We start from the raw sequence: 17,094 nt of genomic DNA on the forward strand, positions 1-17,094 counted from the left end.
CCTTGGCCTTCATCGCGGCATCCACACCCGTACGAGCGACACCAGCTTCTCGACATCAAGCGGCTTGGCCATGTAGTCGTTGGCGCCGGCGTCCAGGCACTTTTCCTGGTCGTCCTTCATCGCCTTGGCGGTCAGCATGATGACCGGCAGCTTCTTCCATTCGGCGCGCTTGCGGATTTCGCGCGTGGCAGTCAAACCGTCCATCTCCGGCATCATGACGTCCATTAGGACGAGATCGATGCCGGCGGCGCCTTCATTGCCGGCGGCCTGGGCGGCGTCGAGCGCTTTCAGCGCCTCCTTGCCGTTACGCGCGATCTGGATCTGCGCCCCCAAGGGTTCGAAGATATTGGTGACGGCGTAGACATTGCGCACGTCGTCCTCGACCACCAGAATCCGGCGGCCTTCCAAGATGCTGTCGCGGTTGCGCGCCTTGCGCAGCAGGGTCTGCTGTTCTGGCGACAGTTCCGACACCACCTGGTGCAGGAACAGGCTGACTTCGTCGAGCAGGCGTTCCGGCGACTTGGCGCCCTTGATGATGATCGAGCGCGAATAACGGCGCAGGCGTTCTTCCTCGTCCGCCGACAGTTCGTGGCCGGTGTAGACGATGACCGGCGGGAAGGAATAGGCCTCTTCCTGGCTCAGCGTTTCCAGCAGCGAATAACCCGAAGCGTCCGGCAGGGACAGGTCCAGCACCATGCAGTCATAGGTCTGCGACTTCAGTTCATCAAGACACTCGGCCGCGGTGCCGACCGCATGGCATTCGACGTCCTGGGAGGCCAGGAGGCGGCAGACGGCGTCGCGTTGCGTGTCGTCGTCCTCGACGATCAGCACGCGGCGCATCTTGGCTTCCAGGCGCGTTTCGAAGTTCCGGAACGCTTCAATCAGCTCCTCGCGCTTCACGGGCTTGAGCATATAGCCGATGGCGCCCAGCGACAGGGCGGCGTGCATGTAATCGCTGGCCGAGACCACATGCACGGGAATGTGGCGGGTGCGCGCGTCGTGCTTGAGGCGGTCGAGGACCGACAGGCCGGAATGGTCCGGCAGGCCGACATCGAGCACGATCGCCGACGGCGTATATTGCCGCGCCGTGGTCAGCGCGTCCTCGGCCGTCGACGACAGCAGGCACTTGAAATCGAGCTCGTGCGCCAGGTCGTAGAGGATGTGGGCAAAGGCCTCATCATCCTCTACGACCAGAATGGTCCGGGAGGCATCGTCCAGTTTGTCGCGATCATCGGGGAGACGGCGCGCCGGCATGACCGGCGCCTCGGCCGTTTCAGCCTTCTTCGCGGTCGGCTTGCGGGCCGCCCTGGGCGCCGTGTCTTGCACGACCGGCGCGGGCTGGCCGCGGACCGCAGGCGCGATACTGGCGGGATCATAAACGAACGGCAGGGTGATGGCGAAGGTCGAGCCCTCACCCGGCGTACTCTCCAGCGACAGGACGCCGCCCAGGAGACGCGACAGTTCGCGCGAAATCGACAGGCCCAGGCCGGTCCCGCCATACTTGCGGCTAATGGTCGAATCCGCCTGGCGGAAGGCGTCGAACACGGCCTGCTGCTGCTCAGGCGAAATACCGATACCCGTGTCGATAACCGCGAAGCGCAGGCGCCCGTCCTGCGTCTGGCTGATGTTCAGTTCGACCGAACCGTCCTCCGTGAACTTGAAGGCGTTCGACAGCAGGTTTTTCAATACCTGCTCCAGCCGCAGCCGGTCGGTATCGATGACTTCCGGCAGTCCGTCGGCGATCACCGTGCGGAACTCCAGCCCCTTCTGGCTGCCGACGTGATCGAAAGTCCGGCGCAGGTCGTTCGCCAGCCGTTGCAGCGATACCGGCTCGGGCCGGATATCCATCTGGCCGGCCTCGATCTTGGACAGGTCGAGGATGTCGTTGATCAGGGCCAGCAGGTCGTTGCCCGACGACTGGATGGTCCGGGCGAACTTGACCTGCTCTTCGGTCAGGTTGCCTTCGGTGTTGTCGGACAGCAGCTTGGCCAGGATCAGCGACGAATTGAGCGGCGTGCGCAGTTCATGCGACATGTTGGCTAGGAAGTCGGACTTGTAGCGGCTGGCCTGTTCCAGTTCGCGCGCCTTGGCCTCGACCGTGTCGCGGGCGCGGCTGATTTCGTCCTTCTGCACCTCCAGGGCCTGTGCCTGCTCTTCGAGCTGGTTGTTCGTCTGCTCCAGCTCCGCCTGCTGTTGTTCCAGGCGGATGTGCGACTCTTTCAGCGCGCGGCTCTGCTCTTCCAGTTCCTCGTTATTGACGCGCAGCTCCTCGGACTGGCTTTGCAGTTCCTCTGACTGACGCTGGGTTTCCTCAAGCAGGCTCTGCAGATGCTGGCGATAGCGCGCCGAGCGCACGGCGATGCTAATGAATTCAGAGGTGCGTTGCAGCAGCGCCTGCGTCGTATCGGGGAGCGCTTTCAGGAAACCCAGTTCGACCACGGCGTCGACGCTGCCTTCGGACACGGCCGGCATGATGACGACCTGGCGCGGCCGCCACTGGCCAAGCGCCGAGCCCGCCTTGATATGGGCGTCCGGCAGGTCCGTCAGCACGATCGGCCTGGACGCCGCGGCGGCTTCACCCAGCAGGCCTTCGCCGCTACGGAAAGCTTCAGGCGTATCGCTGTCGGACGGCACGCCATAGGTGGCGGCGCGGCGGAAAATCCCGCCCTCCTTTACGTAGAATGCGGCGACGTCGCTCCCGGTATAGTTGGTCAGATAGGTCAGGATATTGTGGCCCAACTGCTCCATGTTCTGCTCGCCCAGCATGGCGTTCGACAAACCGACCTGGCCCGACTGCAGCCACTCCTCGCGCCGGCGCGCGGCACTGGTCCGGCCGATCAGGGCCGCGATGATGCCGGTCAGGATCACGCCGAGAATAGCCGCGATGGCTATGGAGGCCGTCGCCGTCACATAGGCGGCGTTCATCTCGGTGATCTTCTGGGCGCGCTTCTGGGCCTCCTCGGCCTGCATGCTGCTGACCGAGGTTCGCACGATATCCATGTCGGCCTTGCCGCGGTCCGTCAGCACGATCGCCTGCGCCGCCTCGAAACCCTGCGTGCGGCGCACTTCAATGGTTTCCGCCAGTTCCGCCAGCTTGGCGTTCACCCGCAGCCGGATACCGGCCAGCCGGCCTTGCTGGCTGGGATCGCCTTCGGTGAGCCCTTCGAGAATCTTGAGCTCGTTCTCCAGTTCGGCGCGCGCGACATTATAGGGCTGCAGATACGAATCCCGACCGGTCAGCACATACCCCCGCTGGCCCGTTTCCGCGTCCTTCAAAAGCGAGAAGATATCGCTGGCGCCAATCAGCACGCTGTGGGTCCGCATAACTTCCAGGTTATTGCGGCGCACCGTCTCGATATTCATGTACGAGATAATGCCGCTTGCCACGAAAAACGCCGCCACGACGGCCAGGCTGAGGGATGTGACGATATCGGCTTTTGCCTGGCGGCCGAAACCCGCCAGAAACGAAGGTGACTGCATGTGTGTTCCCAAGGGACGCCGGTCCCCATGTCCGGCGCAGCCCCAAAGGTCCAAGCTAAGGCCCGGCCCGCAAGCATCCAATAAGGAGCGCCGATTTTTCCATAAGAATGTCGTAAGCAACGCAAACAAAAGTGTGCCTTGCACACCCACTACACGAAACGCCAGTCGCACCGTTATCGAAAGAGACGAAAACACTTGTAATTGCAAGGATTAAAGCTGGCGGCATCAATCCCTTTTCACGAAGTCGTGGCCCGGAGTCGCCCGAATCCACATCGCATTTTTATCGCCTTTTGACATTAACTGCCGGTGAAAAAAAGCCGCAGAAAGACGGCGTCGGTGGAGAATGCCTAATGTACAATCTGGCCAAGCAGGCCAGGTCCGCAGCCGCGGATCTGGATCACTCATTCATGCCGCGCAAGCTTGCCGGTAAACGGGTGCTGATCACGGGCGTCGAGAGCGCACTGGGTCAGGCCATTGCCCGGCGTTTCGCATGGGAAGGCGCGCATGTGGCGCTGCTGTCCTCGGCCGGCATTCCCGATGCCTTGCGTCAGTCGATCCAGCAGATGCGCCGTATCTGCGTGACCATCAATGGCGATATGCGCGAACTGGACACCTGCGACCGCGCCCTGGATGAAGCCCTTACCGCCTTTGACGGATTGGACATACTGGTCAACAATCCGCCGGAACGCGACAGCGCCATGGTCGGCGGCGTGCCGCCCCTCGCCTTCGCCACCCTCTACCTGACGCGCAATGCCTTGAGGGTAATGGACGCCGGCGGTGCCATCATCAATACGGCGTTCGACGACACGGTACCGGCCTTTACCCGCTCCCTGGCCCAGGTCGCCGCCAAGCATGGAGTCCGCGTCAACGCCGTGGCGCCCGCGCCCCTGCCCCCGCTGACCGCCGCCAATCAAGACTTGCGGCCCGCAACCGCGCCTGCGCCAATCGCCGAGGATGACCTGGCCACGAGCTTCGTCTTCCTGGCCAGCAGCGAGTCGGCAGGCATGAACGGTCAGTTGATCGACGCGGCGGATTTCGTCAGCGTGGCCTGATATCCTTCGTCAAGGCTGCAATCGAGGCGCATGCTCCGCATGTGTCGCACCCCGTACCGCAGCTTCTGGGCGCCTGTTCAGGCGCCCGCCCGGTCAAGCGCGTCCGCAGAACCTGGAGGGTCTTGGGGCTGATCTTGCCCAGCAGATGCCACAAGCTGAACACAACGGCGACCGCCAGTACAGCATATTGCAGGATCAGATAGGCCATATCTGCCTCGCGAGCTGATAGGTGATGAAGGACGCGATATAGGCCAGGACGAACAGGTAGCCCGCCGTCAGACCGACCGTCTTCCACGAATTGGTTTCCCGGCGGATCACGGCCAGGGTCGACAGGCACTGCGGCGCGAAGACGTACCATGCCATGAGCGACAGCCCTGTCGCGATTGGCCATTGGCTCGAGATCAGTGCACCCAGCTGGCTGGCCGCCTCGCCCTCATCAGCGGCGCCGACGGAATAGACGGTCGCCAGGGACGACACGGCCACTTCGCGCGCCGTCAAACCGGGGATCAGGGCGACGCAGATCTGCCAGTTGAAGCCGACCGGCGCGAACAAGGGCTGCATGGCGTGGCCGACGATGCCCGCGAAGGAATAGTCGACCGCCGGGCCTTCCGCGCCTTCGGGTTTGCCCGGGAACGTCGTCAGCACCCACAGGATGGTATTGGCGGCGAAGATGGTGCCGGTGATGCGGCGGATGAAGATCCGGGCGCGTTCCAGCAGGCCTAGCGCCAGGTTGCGCAGGCCCGGCAGCCGGTAGGACGGCAGTTCCATCATCAGCGGATATTCAAGCTTGCGCCGCGTCAGGCTCATCACCCACGACACGGCCAGACCGCTTAAGATGCCGACAATGTAAAGGGCAAACAGGATCAGGCCGTGCAGGCTGAGGAAACCGCCGACCGTCTGTTCCGCAATGAAGGCCGGGATCAGCAATGCATAGACCGGCAGGCGCGCCGAACAGGTCATCAGGGGCGCGATCATGATGGTCGTCAGGCGCTCGCGCACGTCGGGAATGCTGCGCGTCGCCATGATGCCGGGGATGGCACAGGCGTGGCTGGAAAGAAGCGGGATGAAAGACCGACCGGTCAGCCCCGCCCCCGCCATGATCTTGTCGAGCATGAAGGCGGCGCGCGGCAGGTAGCCCGACTCTTCCAGGATCAGGATGAAGAAGAACAGGATCAGGATCTGCGGCAGGAAGACCAGCACGGCCCCCATGCCGTTGATGACGGCGTCGACGATGAAGCTTTTCAGCAGGCCTTCGGGCATGCGCTCGCCGGCCAGTCCCGCCAGATAGCCGAATGCGCCTTCGATGCCGTCCTGCAACGGCGCCGCCCAGGCGAACACCGCCTGGAAAATGACGAACATCAAAACGATCAGCAGCGGCAGGCCGAAGACCGGGTTGAGGAAGAAGCGGTCGAGCGCGTCGTCGATCTTCGAGGTGCGCGTCGGCATAACGACCGCCATGTCGAGCAGGCGGCGAACCTCGGCGTGCAGGTCGTCCGGCACGATTTCAGGTGCTATGTGGTCGGCGGCATTGCGGTCGAGATAGGCAACGAGATCCGCAGCGCCGTTGACCTTCGTCGCCACGGTGCCGATGATGGTCAGGCCCAGTTCGCGCGACAGGACGTCGACATCGATCTTGATGCCGCGCTGCTGCGCCGCGTCCATCATGTTGAGCGCCACGACCATGGGACGACCCAGCGCCTTGACTTCGAGTACGAAGCGCAGGTGCAGGCGCAGATTGGTGGCATCGGCGACGCAGACGATCAGGTCCGGCATCTCCTCTTCGCGCTTGCCCAGGCAGACGTCGCGCGTGATGATCTCATCGGCGCCCATGGCGTCGAGGCTGTAGGTGCCCGGCAGGTCCAGCACCTTGACCTTGCGGCCCGACGGCGCGGTGAAGCTGCCTTCCTTGCGCTCGACCGTCACGCCGGCATAGTTGGCGACCTTCTGGCGCGCGCCGGTCAACTGGTTGAACAGGGCGGTCTTGCCGCAATTGGGGTTGCCGACCAGGGCGATCGTCAGGCTATCCATCAGTTGCGCTCCACCACGACGCGGGCGGCCTCGGCGCGGCGCAGCGCGAAGCGCGTAAAGCCGATCTGGATCAGCAGCGGATCGCTGCCCAGAAAGCCCCTGCCGACGATCTTTACCGGTTCGCCGCGCACAAAGCCCAGTTCGCGCAGGCGCCGGCCGATGGCGTCGCCTTCAGCGGTATCGCGCACCTCCACGACGATGGCGGCGGTAAAGGCGGGCAGTTCACTCAGGGTCATTTGTAACGTTTCTGGTCCGTCCGGCAGGCATCGCCGGGCACAAGTCATCGCGCCAAATCTTGCGAATGATTATCATCTAAGCGTTTCACCGGGTGGGGTCAAGGGAGGGTTTGCCGCACCGTGCTTATTGGTTTTTTACAGCGGACTCATCAGCGCTCCGCTTCATCCTTACTTGGCGTGGGCTAGGCTCACCTTTCGAGAATCCTCTGGAGGGAGCCGCTCATGGACGTACTGACGCCACACCGCATCGATCTGGAACCGCGCACGACGGCAAAGCCCATTCCTGCCTATGGGTCCGTGAAGGATCAGGTGCTGGATACGGCGCACCGGATTCAAGAGAACGTCCAGACCATGCCCCTGGCCAGTTTCGCTCTGGCGCTCCTGATCGGCTACGCGGTGGGCAGCGCCATGACACGGGCGACGTACCACAGACCAGCGCGCGTCGTTTACCGCACCAAACACTGATGGACTTCTATCACGCCCTCGACGCCATCGACCCGAAGACCGGCTTGGTCAATGCCGTCATCGACACGCCGAAGGGCAGCAACGGCAAATACAAGCACGAGCCGGAAAGCGGCCTGTTCCGCCTGAGCAAGCTCCTGCCGCTCGGGGCCTATTTCCCCTATAATTTCGGTTTTGTCCCGCAGACGCGCGGCGAGGACGGCGACGAGCTCGACATTCTCGTCATCATGGACGAGCCCCTGCATATCGGCGCCGTCGTGCCCGTGCGCGTCATCGGCGTGTTACAGGCCGAGCAGACCGAGGACGGCAAGACGTTTCGCAACGACCGGCTGCTGGGCGTCCTTGAGACGCCGCACAATCCGCCGGAATTGCGCCACTACAAGGACCTGTCGACGCAGAAGCTGGCCGAGATCGAGCACTTCTTCCTGTCCTATAACCTGATGGAAGGCCGCGAGTTCAGGAATCTCGGCCGCGCCGGCCCCGATGAGGCCATCCGCATGATCCGCAAGCACGAGGTCAGGCTGGAGGCGTAATCACGCTTCGTCCCACATTTTCGGACCATGGCTTAAGCGTCGGGCTTTGCCTTGACGGCGCGGGCAGGCTGCCTTACGGCACGCGTAAGGAGGCACGCCATGCAGACCTATATCGAACTCGGCGAGGAAGAAGCCAGGATCGCCATCGACACGGCCGTGGCCGAACTGCGCCGGCGCGGCAAGGCGGGTTCGATCGCCGTCGGCGACCGGCATGGCGAAGTCATCGCCCTGTGGCGCATGAACGGCGCCTCCCTGCCCTCGGCCGTCATCGCCGCCGACAAGGTCTTCACATCGTCGCGCGTGCGCCGGAAGTCAGGGGACACCGGCCGCGACACCTTCGCGGACAATGCTTTGATGAGCTATCACGGCTCTCCGCGCTATGTCGGCTGGGACGGTGGCGCGCCCGTCATTATCGACGGCCAGTGCGCCGGCAGCGTCGCCATCAGCGGTCTGAAGGGCGAAGAAGACCTGGAGATCGCCGAAATCGCCATCGCGGCGATACTGGAAAGCTTGAAGGGCTAAGGCAATAGAGATCACTTCGCCCTCCCTGCTCTGCGGGGAGGGCGAAGCTTATCACACCGCTTCTGCAACCGGTGCCTTCGCCAATTCCCCGATAACAATCTCCGCAGCCGCCTTGCCCGAGCGCCAGGCGCCGGGCAGCGATGCCGGAAAGCGCTCGTCGAAGGCTTCGCCGCAGAAGGTCACCAGGCCCTCGGTCACTGGCCCCGAACGACGCGCGCCCGGCAAACAGCACGAATAGGCGCCGCGGGTATAGGGGTTGGCAACCCAGCGTGTGACGATCGGCGGCGATACGACGTGCGCCTCGAAACCCTTCAGCGCCTCAACCGGCGCCAGGACGCCGCGGGCGTAGGCCAGGGCCTGGTCGGCCGCCAGCGATTCGATCACCTCGGCCTGCCGCCCGCCGGCATAGATCTGGATCACCGGTTGGCCGGCGCTGTGGATGTGACAAAAGTGCGGCGCCTCCCCGTCGAGCAGTTCCAGCGCCATATCCACCGGCACGCCGCCGCCCGCCAGGAAAGCCGGGTCGACTTCGATGATGATCTTGTTGACCTGGCCCATGACCAGTCCGGCGATCTGCTCGTGGAAGGTTGCGGACAGGTCGGGCGCAAACGTCACCAGCCGCCCCTGCAGCACCCCCAGCGACGCCGTGAAGATCACCCGCCGCGCCGCCCACACCGATCCGTCCATCGACTGGATGCGGGCGCCGTCGGGCGTCTCCGAAATGCGGCAGACCGAGGTGCGCAGATGGACACGGTCCGCGCCGGCTTCGGCCAGCATCGCCGAAGTCAGGGCGCACATCCCGCCATCGACATGGACGCCGCCCGGCGTATTTTCGTCGGTCAGGAATTCGCGCGCCGATGGCGAGAGTGGCGGCTGCACACCGTTCCACAACAGGCCGAAGGTCGCGAGCATGTCGCGGGCCTCGTCGTCCACGCCCAGGTCCGGCAAGGCGACGTCTGCATGTTCACCCGACCTGATGGCATCGGCCAGGTCGCCGCGGATCGCGTCTTCCATCAGGGATTCGATATCTTCCTGCCGCGCCTCACCGCCGCGATAAAGCCAGATGGCGTCGCCTTCGTCGGGACGGGCCGTCACGCCGTAGCGCGCAAGCTCCTGCGTAAGCGGATTGTTGTCGCCGTGCAGCCAGTGCGCACCGAGGTCCACCGCCACACCTGAGCGCAGGATGCGCGTGCGTGCCCGTCCGCCGACGCCGTCGCCGGCTTCCAGGATACGAAAGGACACATTGTTGCGCTTAAGCTCGACCGCCGCCGCCAGACCGGCCATGCCGGCGCCGACGATAATCACGTCCTCCATGATCGCCTCCTCTGTAATTTTTTGGAGGATTTCGCGCGTCAGGCGATAAGGACGCAATGTGGTTTAGCATCTATGTGCCGGATATCACGGGATTATGTACGCGGCGGGATTAGGCTGCACCGCGTGTCCGCATCTCCGTCTCGCCGCCGATCAGCGCCGTGAAGTCGGCCGCCGTCACCGGCTTGCTGAACAGGTAGCCCTGCATGCCGTGGATGCCGGCGGCCTTGAGGTGCTGATGCTGGGTCGCCGTCTCGATCCCTTCGGCCACGACCTGCATGCCGAAGGCGCGGCCGATGCCCGTGACGGCCTGGACGATGGCCAGCGCTTCAAGCGCACTGCGTGACTCGCCGTCCAGCGCCGTGACGAATTCGCGGTCGATCTTGATCTTGTCGAACGGAAAGCGATGCAGCGCCGTCAGCGACGAATAGCCGACGCCGAAATCGTCGAGCGCCAGCCGGATGCCCAAGCCGCGCAGTTCCTCGAACAGCAGGCGCGTCCGCGACGGTTCCCCCAGGAAGGCCGTTTCCGTCACTTCGAGGATCAGACACCGGGCGTCGTAACCCGTTTCTTTCAGCAGGGCGCGGACGCCGTCAAGGAAGCCCGGCCGGTCGAGTTCGATCGGCGAAACGTTGATGGCGACAGGCAGGCCCCAGGCCGCCGCCTGTTGCAGCACACGCCTGCGGGCAAAGGCGCCGATCTTGGTGATCAACCCGGTGCGCTCGGCCAGCGGAATAAAGACCGCCGGACCGACCGGCTTGCCGTCGCGGGCCCAGCGCACCAGCGCCTCGGCGGAAATCACCTTCTGGCCGTGACGGTCGTAGATCGGCTGATAAAGCATTTCCAGCCGGCCGGCGTCGATGTCGGCTTCCAGTTCGGCCATCAGCGCCACGTCCGGATCGGTCTTGCCGGCTTCGGCCTGGACCGCCGCCGGCGTATCGACGATCCGCCCCAGTTCGACGATGGTGCGGTCGGCCAGGGCGGCTATGCCCTCGATGACCTCGGCGGGAACGATGCGTCCGTCTTCGCGCGCGGTCTTTTCGACTTCGCCGGCCACGGTGGCGACGGCCTTGGCGCCCAGGTTCAGGCTCATCGATTTCAGCGCATGCGCCGCCGAAGTCATTTCCGCGACATCACCGCTGCGGCCCGCCGCCGCCATGCGGCCAACCGCTTCGGGCGCGTGGCTGCGGTAGAGGCCTACGACGCGCGTGACGAAATCGCTGCGGCCATTTTTCAGGCCGGCCAGGATCGGCTTCAGCGTATCGGCGTCAAACAGCGACATGTCGATGCCGGCCTGGGCGGCTGGGCCAGGCTCCGCCGGGACCGGCACCTCGACCACAATCTCGACCGGCGCGACCTCGTCGACATGACGCGCCTGAATGGCCAGCCAGTCGTGCAGGACGCCACCAAGCGCCGCGAGGGTGAACGGCTTGTGCAGGACCCCGTCCATCCCGGCCTCGCGCCAGGCTTCGGCGGCGGCGCCGACAACGTGCGCGGTCAAGGCAACGACCGGCACATCCTGGCCGCGCGCCCGTAACTGCCGGGTCGCTTCGAAGCCGTCGAGCACCGGCATCGAGCCGTCCATCAGGACCAAGTCGTAGGCCTCGCCATCCAGGATATCGAGCGCCTCCTGGCCGTTGGCGGCAATGTGCGCCGTAATGCCGAAGCGCGACAGGGCTTCACAGGCAACTTCGCGGTTGACCTCGCCGTCATCGACGACCAGCACACGGGCCCGCGGATAGACGGTGTCGATCACCTCGGCGTCCGGCGCCGGCGCATGGGCCATGAGCGGGCGGCCGTCACGGACGGCTTCGATCAGGCGGTCGAAATCGCGGTGGCGCAGCGGTCGCGCCAGAACGCAGGCGGCGCGTCCGTCCAGCACCCAGTCCTCGGCCTCGGTATCGCCGACATCGGCAAGCAGGACCAGGGTCTCCGGCGCGCAGACCACATGATCGCGGCAGGCGCGGTCGGCGATCGTCAGGCGTGGCTCAAGGCCCGCGACATCGGCGCCGGCGGCCGAAAACCGCAGCACCAGTGCGTTGCGCTCGACTGGCGCCGCGACCAGTACCTGCACCGGCACAGCGTTTTCGACCTGCGGCGGGGCGGCGGTGTCCTCGCCCGCGACCGGCAGGCGAAGGTGAAATTCGGTGCCGACGCCCTGCTCGCTCGACACGGCGATACGCCCGCCCATGGCTTCGGCCAGGCGCTTGGCGATCGACAGGCCCAGGCCCGTACCGCCGAACCGGCGCGTCGTCGTCTGGTCTTCCTGGGTGAAGGCGGAAAACAGCTTGCCGACCTTGTCCTTGGCGATGCCGATGCCGGTATCCTCGACGACCAGGCGCACGAAGCCCGGCTTCGCGTCGGCCTCGACGCGGACGCGGACGTGGCCGGCTTCGGTGAACTTGAGCGCATTGGAGACCAGGTTCGACACGACCTGCCCCAAGCGCACCGCGTCGCCCCGCACATTACGCGGCGCATCCGGGCTGACCGCCGCCACCAGTTCCAGCCCCTTATCGCGCGCCGCGGCGCTGAACAGGGCCAGGGTGTCATCGACCGTATCCACGATATCGACTTCGGCATTTTCAATCTCGAGCTTGCCGGCTTCGATCTTGGAGAAATCGAGAATATCGTTGATGACGGCCAAAAGCCCCTTGCCCGACTTGACGATGGTCGCTGCATAGCGCCGCGCCTTGGCCGGCAGGCTTTCGCCCGCCAGCATCTCGGCCATGACCATGACGCCGTTCATGGGCGTACGGATTTCGTGGCTCATGGTGGCCAGGAAGTCGGACTTGGCGGCATTGGCAGCGACGGCCTCGTCGCGGGCGGCGACGTAGTCGCGTGTGCGCGCGGCGACTTCGGCTTCCAGTCCGCGCATCTGCGCCGCGATCTGTTCGTCGCGTTCGCGGATCGCATCGAGCATGGCGTTATAGCCCTGGACCAGATTGCCCAGTTCATCCTGCCCGGCCACTTCGACCCGGCGGCTGAAATCACCGCCGGAGATGGCGGCCATCGACTCCGAGAGTTCGCGCAACGGCTTGGTCATGGCGGCTTGCAGCCGGCGCGTGACCATCAGCGCCACCAGCAGGGTCACCGCGGCGATACCGAGCATGCCGGCCAGCGCCTGGATGAGCGATGCGGCGAGCCCCTCGGCCGCGTGCACCACGATCACCCGGCCGATGGTGCGGTTACCGGAGCGCACCGGCGCCTCGACCTCGATGCTGCGCGTTATCAAGAGCGGCAGGATGCCGGGGCTCGGGAAATCGGCGTTGAGCCGGACATCGCTCTTCAGGCGCGCGCCCGTGCCGGTTTCCGCCAGGACGGCGTGATTGGCACCTTCGACGCGGCCATAGATAATGCCAGGGGTGCGCGATACGGCGCGGATGGCGGCAAAGGCATGAGACTGGTCATGGTTCGCGACGGCCTCGACCGCGCTCGACGCCAGCACCTCGGCGGCGGAGGTCATGACGGTCCACCGGACCTCAGCCTGGCGCGACGCCTCGTGCGCGACGAACAGGCCGGCGACCGGCAGGGTCGACAGCAGGACCGAGCCCAGGCTCAGCCACATCAGCCGCCTGCGTATCGAACTCCTGCGTCCCGTCCCCGCGGTCGTTGTCTTGGCCTGTTTTGTTTTCGCGATTGTCTGCATGTACGCATCCGGCCCACCCACCTTACGGGGTAGCGGAAGGCCGTTACCATCGCGTTAACCATAATTCCCTTAACCGCGTTTACGATATCCCTAAGCCGGATTTTAAGCCTTTGTCTGTAGGCTCTTAGGGTGTTTACGTGGGCAAAACGTCTGCTGAAGAAAGTTTCCGTGCAAGGTGCAGACCGGCGCGGCAATGTCGCCATGACCTTCGCCCTGTCCGCCGTGCCTGTCGTGATGGCGGTCACCGGCGCCCTTGAATTCTATACGATTTCCAATACCCGATCCTTGCTGCAGGAGGCTGTCGATACCGGCGCCCTGGCCGGCGCGGGCAAGCTGGCGATCGCCTCCTACGACACCGTCGGCGAAGTCACGACCACGGCCACGGTCACGGCGCAAAGGAATGTCGCCGGCGCTCCCGACCCCGGCGCCTTCCGGTTCCAGGTCGTAGTTGACGAAGCCGCCGGCACGGTCACGGTCAATGGCACGGCCGACCACAAGTCACTGGCGGCGATCACCGGCATCGGCGACACCACCGTCAAGGCGACGGCCACGGCCGAGGCGCTGCAAAAGACGCCCTTGTGCGTGCTGCAGACCTCCGGGGGCGGCATCGAACTGGCGAACAATTCGATCATCCGCGCCCCCGGCTGCCTGATCCACGCCAATGGCGATATCGACGTCAAGGACCAGGGATCCATCACCGCCGAACGCGTCCAGGCCGCGGGCACGGTGACGGGCACGACCTATCCCAAGGGCAATTCCGGCGCCATGGTCATTCCGGACCCATTCGCCGGCATGGAATTGAACCCGAAAACCCTGTGCAGTCTCAATGTCGGCCTGGCCGTTGGCGCCGTGCCCCTGCTCAACGACACCACCCTGCCCGCCGGCGTTCACTGCCTGCCGGTGCTCGTCGTCGGCAAGGCCCGCCTGCACCTTCAGCCCGGCGACCACTACTTCATGGGCGGGCTGACCATGTCGCAGAACTCGATGCTGACCGGCAATGACGTGGCGCTGATCTTTGGTCCGCTGAATGTGTTCAATTTCGCCGACAAGGCCGATATCCGCCTGACGGCGCGCAAATCTGGCCCCTTCGCCGGCTTCCTGATCGCCACGACGCGCGAGAATGGCAAGGTCTTTCGCATCGGTTCCGATAATGCCGGCCAGCTCCTGGGCACCATCTATATTCCCAATGCCACGCTGGAGGTCACCTCCCAGGGCAGCGTCGCCGAAGATTCCGACTGGAGCATCATCGTCGCCCAGGCCGTGCGCCTGAAAAACGGTCCGACCCTGGTCATCAACAACAACTATGTCGGATCGGGCGTCCCGGTGCCCGCCGGCGTCGGCCCTTCCAACGGCACAGTGTTAAAACAATGAGTTTCGTAACCTTTGAAGCGGCCCGCCTGCTGGTAGCCGACGACGACCCCATCCTGCGCGAATTCGCCACCGTTCACCTCGCCACCCCCGATGTCGAGGTCGAGGTCGCCGAGGACGGCGTTGTCGCGCTTGGCCGCCTGCACGAAGGCGGGATCGACATCGCGCTGATCGATCTCGAAATGCCGAACATGGACGGCTTCGAACTGATCGAACGCGTGCGCGCGACCGACGGACTGCGCCACCTGCCGATCGTCGTTGCGACCGGGCGCGAAGACATGGCGGCCGTCGACCGGGCCTATGCGCTGGGCGCGACCTCCTTCGTCGTCAAGCCACTGAACTGGCGCGTCCTGTCGCATCAGCTGGCCTATGTCCTGCGCAATGCCCGCGACGAGGCCAAGCTGCGCCGCCAGCTTGAGGACCTTCAGGGCATGAACACCGCCTCGGCCGAACTGCTGAAGCTGTGCAGCACCAATCTGACGCGGCCGGCCAATGCCATCTATGAACGCGCCGGCACGCTGTGCAGTTCGCATGAGCCTGGCGTGCGCACCGCCGCCACGGAAATCCGCGACCATGCTTCGGGCCTTCGCACCCTGCAGGACAATATCAGCCAGGCAGCCAGACTGCTGGCGGAGGGGTGAGGTTTTTCTGACTTCTCCCCGCTTGCGGGGAGAGGGAATCAGGTCCGCAGCCGATATCCCGTGCGGAATATCCAGGTGATGATCACCAGGCAGACCGCCATGAAGGCGAAGGTCATCCCTAAGCTCACCCAGACCGACACGTCGGCCTTGCCGTAGAAGGCCCAGCGGAAGCCGTTGACGAGATAGACGATCGGGTTGAACAGGGCGACCGTCTGCCACGGTTCGGCCAGCATCTTGATCGAGTAAAAGGTGCCGCCCAGGAAGGCCAGCGGCGACAGGATCAGCAGCGGCACGACCTGAAGCTTTTCGAAGCCATCGGCCCAGACGCCCAGGATGAAGCCGAACAGGCAGAAGGTCACCGAGGTCAGGATGAGAAATAGCGCCGTCCACACCGGATGGACGATCTCATAGGGCACGAACAGCCGCGCCGTCGCCATGATGACGCAGCCGAGCACAATGGATTTCGTGGCCGCGGCGCCAACATAGCCGATCAGGATTTCCGCCACCGATACCGGCGCCGACAGGACTTCGTAGATGGTCCCGGTGAACCGCGGCAGATAGATGCCGAAGGAGGCGTTCGACGTGCTTTCGGTCAGCACCGTCAGCATGATCAGGCCCGGCACGATGAAGGCGCCATAGGCCACGCCGTCGATTTCCGCCATGCGCCCGCCGATGGCGGCGCCGAAGACGATGAAGTAAAGCGAGGTCGAGATGACCGGCGCGGCCAGGCTCTGGAACAGGGTGCGGATCGACCGGCCCAGTTCGAACGCATAGATTTCGCGGATGGCGTGCCAGTTCATTGTGTCTTCCCCACCAGGCTGACGAAGATGTCCTCGAGCGAGGAGCGATGCATGTCGATCGTCTTGAAGTCGATATTCTCGGCCGCCAGCTTCTTGATAAAATCGGCCGCAGAGGCGTCTTCTTCACTGTCCTCGCCCTTCATCGTCAGGGTCAGCACCAGGCCATCGTCGGAAAGCGTGACCGGCCAGCCGGAAAGTTCCGGCGGCATGCCGTCCAGCGGCGCCTTCAGTTCGACCTTCATCTCGGTCTGGCCCAGCTTCTTCATCAGGGCGCGCTTTTCCTCGACCAGGATGATCTGGCCCTTGTCGATGACGCCGATGCGGTCGGCCATCTCCTCGGCTTCTTCGATATAGTGGGTGGTCAGGATGATGGTCACGCCGCGTTCACGCAGTTTCCGGACCATTTCCCACATGTCGCGGCGCAGTTCGACATCGACGCCGGCGGTCGGTTCATCGAGGAACAGGATCTCCGGCTCGTGCGCCAGCGCCTTGGCGATCAGCACCCGGCGCTTCATGCCGCCGGACAGCTGGGCGATCTTGTTGTCCTTCTTGTCCCACAGCGACAGGTCACGCAGCACCTGTTCGAGGTGCTTTTTGTTGGGTGTCTTGTTGAACAGGCCGCGTGAGAACTCGATGGTGTCCCACACTTTGACGAACATGTCGGTCGCCAGTTCCTGAGGCACCAGGCCGATCTTTTCGCGCGCCTTGCGGAAGTCCTTGACGACATCGTGGCCGTCGGCCGTAACCGTGCCTTCGGTAATGCGCACCAGCCCGCAAACGGCGCCGATCAGCGTCGTCTTGCCGGCGCCGTTTGGGCCCAAAAGCGCGAAGATTTCGCCGCGTTTGATGTCGAGATCGACGCCCTTGAGCGCCTCATAGCCGCCCTTATAGGTCTTTCGCAGACCCTTGATCGAGATGATGCTGTCCATGTTTGCCCTTTTTGCGCCCGCCTGTGGTCAGATAGGTGCGCCTCGGACATAACGCGAGTCGCGACCGATTTTGTCAGCAGAATAAA

At 64.4% G+C, this 17,094-nt stretch carries 13 protein-coding genes; 6 read left to right on the forward strand and 7 right to left on the reverse strand.

Features of this window, described 5'->3' with window-relative positions:
* Window positions 1–9: 9 nt before the first annotated feature.
* On the reverse strand, window positions 10–3,480 hold the full coding sequence (locus J2X24_RS20110; RefSeq protein WP_209725458.1) for a response regulator: 3,471 nt from the start codon (window positions 3,478–3,480) through the stop codon (window positions 10–12).
* Window positions 3,481–3,830: 350 nt separating this feature from the next.
* On the opposite strand from J2X24_RS20110, the gene J2X24_RS20115 reads away from it, so the two are divergent.
* Complete coding sequence (locus J2X24_RS20115) at window positions 3,831–4,532, forward strand: SDR family oxidoreductase (protein ID WP_209725460.1); 702 nt, start codon at window positions 3,831–3,833, stop codon at window positions 4,530–4,532.
* A gap of 195 nt (window positions 4,533–4,727) precedes the next feature.
* On the opposite strand, the gene feoB is transcribed toward J2X24_RS20115, so the two are convergent.
* Window positions 4,728–6,560, reverse strand: coding sequence for a ferrous iron transporter B (feoB, locus tag J2X24_RS20120; RefSeq protein ID WP_209725462.1), 1,833 nt, complete (start codon window positions 6,558–6,560; stop codon window positions 4,728–4,730).
* Window positions 6,560–6,796, reverse strand: a complete 237-nt coding sequence (locus J2X24_RS20125) for a FeoA family protein (RefSeq protein WP_209725464.1) — start codon at window positions 6,794–6,796, stop codon at window positions 6,560–6,562. Before J2X24_RS20125 ends, feoB begins: the two co-directional genes overlap by 1 nt.
* A 222-nt stretch (window positions 6,797–7,018) precedes the next feature.
* On the opposite strand from J2X24_RS20125, the gene J2X24_RS20130 reads away from it, so the two are divergent.
* From J2X24_RS20130 to J2X24_RS20140, 3 genes are all read left to right on the forward strand, one after another.
* Window positions 7,019–7,261, forward strand: a complete 243-nt coding sequence (locus J2X24_RS20130; protein WP_209725466.1) for a hypothetical protein — start codon at window positions 7,019–7,021, stop codon at window positions 7,259–7,261.
* On the forward strand, window positions 7,261–7,791 hold the full coding sequence (locus tag J2X24_RS20135; protein ID WP_209725468.1) for an inorganic diphosphatase: 531 nt from the start codon (window positions 7,261–7,263) through the stop codon (window positions 7,789–7,791). The genes J2X24_RS20130 and J2X24_RS20135 overlap by 1 nt, the downstream gene beginning before the upstream one ends.
* A 99-nt stretch (window positions 7,792–7,890) precedes the next feature.
* Window positions 7,891–8,313 (forward strand): GlcG/HbpS family heme-binding protein, encoded by a 423-nt coding sequence (locus J2X24_RS20140; protein ID WP_209725470.1) that lies wholly within the window; start codon window positions 7,891–7,893, stop codon window positions 8,311–8,313.
* A 51-nt stretch (window positions 8,314–8,364) separates the two neighbouring features.
* On the opposite strand, the gene J2X24_RS20145 is transcribed toward J2X24_RS20140, so the two are convergent.
* Together J2X24_RS20145 and J2X24_RS20150 are read right to left on the reverse strand one after the other, a co-directional pair.
* Complete coding sequence (locus J2X24_RS20145; protein WP_209725472.1) at window positions 8,365–9,627, reverse strand: flavin monoamine oxidase family protein; 1,263 nt, start codon at window positions 9,625–9,627, stop codon at window positions 8,365–8,367.
* A gap of 109 nt (window positions 9,628–9,736) precedes the next feature.
* A complete protein-coding gene (locus tag J2X24_RS20150) occupies window positions 9,737–13,270 on the reverse strand; it encodes an EAL domain-containing protein (protein WP_245344983.1) in 3,534 nt (1,177 codons plus the stop codon).
* A gap of 168 nt (window positions 13,271–13,438) precedes the next feature.
* Here J2X24_RS20150 and J2X24_RS20155 point away from each other — a divergent pair, with 168 nt between their 5' ends.
* Window positions 13,439–14,641: a TadE/TadG family type IV pilus assembly protein gene (locus J2X24_RS20155; RefSeq protein WP_209725474.1), complete on the forward strand. Its 1,203-nt coding sequence runs from the start codon at window positions 13,439–13,441 to the stop codon at window positions 14,639–14,641.
* On the forward strand, window positions 14,638–15,279 hold the full coding sequence (locus J2X24_RS20160) for a response regulator (protein ID WP_209725477.1): 642 nt from the start codon (window positions 14,638–14,640) through the stop codon (window positions 15,277–15,279). The genes J2X24_RS20155 and J2X24_RS20160 overlap by 4 nt, the downstream gene beginning before the upstream one ends.
* A 38-nt stretch (window positions 15,280–15,317) precedes the next feature.
* On the opposite strand, the gene J2X24_RS20165 is transcribed toward J2X24_RS20160, so the two are convergent.
* Window positions 15,318–16,079 (reverse strand): ABC transporter permease, encoded by a 762-nt coding sequence (locus tag J2X24_RS20165; RefSeq protein ID WP_209725479.1) that lies wholly within the window; start codon window positions 16,077–16,079, stop codon window positions 15,318–15,320.
* On the reverse strand, window positions 16,076–17,008 hold the full coding sequence (locus J2X24_RS20170; protein ID WP_209725481.1) for an ABC transporter ATP-binding protein: 933 nt from the start codon (window positions 17,006–17,008) through the stop codon (window positions 16,076–16,078). The genes J2X24_RS20165 and J2X24_RS20170 overlap by 4 nt, the downstream gene beginning before the upstream one ends.
* Window positions 17,009–17,094: the final 86 nt, after the last annotated feature.

The sequence above is a fragment of the Asticcacaulis solisilvae genome (genome assembly GCF_017875235.1).
GTDB classification, from domain to species: domain Bacteria; phylum Pseudomonadota; class Alphaproteobacteria; order Caulobacterales; family Caulobacteraceae; genus Asticcacaulis; species Asticcacaulis solisilvae_A.

What these genes read in the sequence shown, in the direction of transcription:
- J2X24_RS20150 (WP_245344983.1), bottom strand. Translation starts at nt 13,270, where the DNA reads ATGCAGACAATCGCGAAAACAAAACAGGCCAAGACAACGACCGCGGGG.
- J2X24_RS20135 (WP_209725468.1), top strand. Translation starts at nt 7,261, where the DNA reads ATGGACTTCTATCACGCCCTCGACGCCATCGACCCGAAGACCGGCTTG.
- J2X24_RS20110 (WP_209725458.1), bottom strand. Translation starts at nt 3,480, where the DNA reads ATGCAGTCACCTTCGTTTCTGGCGGGTTTCGGCCGCCAGGCAAAAGCC.
- J2X24_RS20170 (WP_209725481.1), bottom strand. Translation starts at nt 17,008, where the DNA reads ATGGACAGCATCATCTCGATCAAGGGTCTGCGAAAGACCTATAAGGGC.
- feoB (WP_209725462.1), bottom strand. Translation starts at nt 6,560, where the DNA reads ATGGATAGCCTGACGATCGCCCTGGTCGGCAACCCCAATTGCGGCAAG.
- J2X24_RS20115 (WP_209725460.1), top strand. Translation starts at nt 3,831, where the DNA reads ATGTACAATCTGGCCAAGCAGGCCAGGTCCGCAGCCGCGGATCTGGAT.
- J2X24_RS20145 (WP_209725472.1), bottom strand. Translation starts at nt 9,627, where the DNA reads ATGGAGGACGTGATTATCGTCGGCGCCGGCATGGCCGGTCTGGCGGCG.
- J2X24_RS20140 (WP_209725470.1), top strand. Translation starts at nt 7,891, where the DNA reads ATGCAGACCTATATCGAACTCGGCGAGGAAGAAGCCAGGATCGCCATC.
- J2X24_RS20160 (WP_209725477.1), top strand. Translation starts at nt 14,638, where the DNA reads ATGAGTTTCGTAACCTTTGAAGCGGCCCGCCTGCTGGTAGCCGACGAC.
- J2X24_RS20125 (WP_209725464.1), bottom strand. Translation starts at nt 6,796, where the DNA reads ATGACCCTGAGTGAACTGCCCGCCTTTACCGCCGCCATCGTCGTGGAG.
- J2X24_RS20130 (WP_209725466.1), top strand. Translation starts at nt 7,019, where the DNA reads ATGGACGTACTGACGCCACACCGCATCGATCTGGAACCGCGCACGACG.
- J2X24_RS20165 (WP_209725479.1), bottom strand. Translation starts at nt 16,079, where the DNA reads ATGAACTGGCACGCCATCCGCGAAATCTATGCGTTCGAACTGGGCCGG.